Here is a 970-nt window from a genome sequence, read left to right as displayed (position 1 = left end):
GGTTATATGGGAGAAGACTTTAATGAAGCTGCAGGATTACCAAAAGATTTTAAAATACATAAATCTACTTTGGATGAGATAGAGAGGGTGGCTGAGAATGAACCTATTATATTGCATGAAAAAAAATATTTTGGCATAGATAAATATTATTCTAATATAGATATGGCTGAAACCATTAAACAATATTACAATCTTTTTTCTAATGCTTTAAGCCAAAGCTTTCCAAGTGATAAAACAAGTTTTAGTGAAGCAGATATTAATGCTATGCCTAGTGGATATGCTGTAGGTGGAACTAAATGGATAGATTTTAATGAGCCAAATAATAGAATGAATATCACTCATTTAAAAGATTTTTCAAATTCATCGGTTTCAAATATCTATAAAACACCAGAACAAGCTAAAGAAGCTGATGATCTTTGGGCTGATTCTGGATATATGATTAATGGTTTAAAACCTGAAACCTTAGGTTTATCCTTAGAAGAAATAAAAAATGTTTCTCAAGCTAAGTATGAATGTGATTTTAAACCTGATATGTCATTTTATCCAAAAAATGAAGATGGAACTTATACTAAAGAAGATTTATTTATGAGTTTTTTAAAAGCTCACAATGGACAACCTGTTGAAAGTTTAAATACTACACTTAATCCAAAAATAGAAGCTTATAATACAGCTATGGCTAAGGAGAGTTTTACAACTGCTGGTGCTGATTTAACTGACATCATGACAGGTAAGGTTGATTTTGCAAGTTTATTAAAATATAAACTTGATAGAGGTTATATGGCTGGAGAGCTTTATATGTATGAAAAGGGTATAGATCCAAAAGCCAATGAAGGCAATTGGGCCTTGGACGCTGAGATTAAACAAGCCATTGCTAACGGTTGGAAAGCAAGTAGTGAAAGTATCAATTCTTATGTTGGTTCTATAATGGATAGACTTAATAATCTTATAGGACAAACTAGGGTTTAGGTTT

1 protein-coding gene is annotated in these 970 nt (G+C 31.1%); it reads left to right on the top strand.

Annotated features, from left to right (window positions below):
* Window positions 1-966: Cj0814 family flagellar-dependent secreted protein (locus tag CQA69_RS08855; RefSeq protein ID WP_137621403.1), on the top strand; the 966-nt coding region annotated here is incomplete at its 5' end.
* Window positions 967-970: the final 4 nt, after the last annotated feature.

The organism is Campylobacter estrildidarum, from assembly GCF_005406205.1.
Taxonomy (GTDB): Bacteria; Campylobacterota; Campylobacteria; order Campylobacterales; family Campylobacteraceae; genus Campylobacter_D; species Campylobacter_D estrildidarum.
Note: the sequence above shows the minus strand (reverse complement) of the source record. Positions and strands in the feature narration are given on the sequence as shown.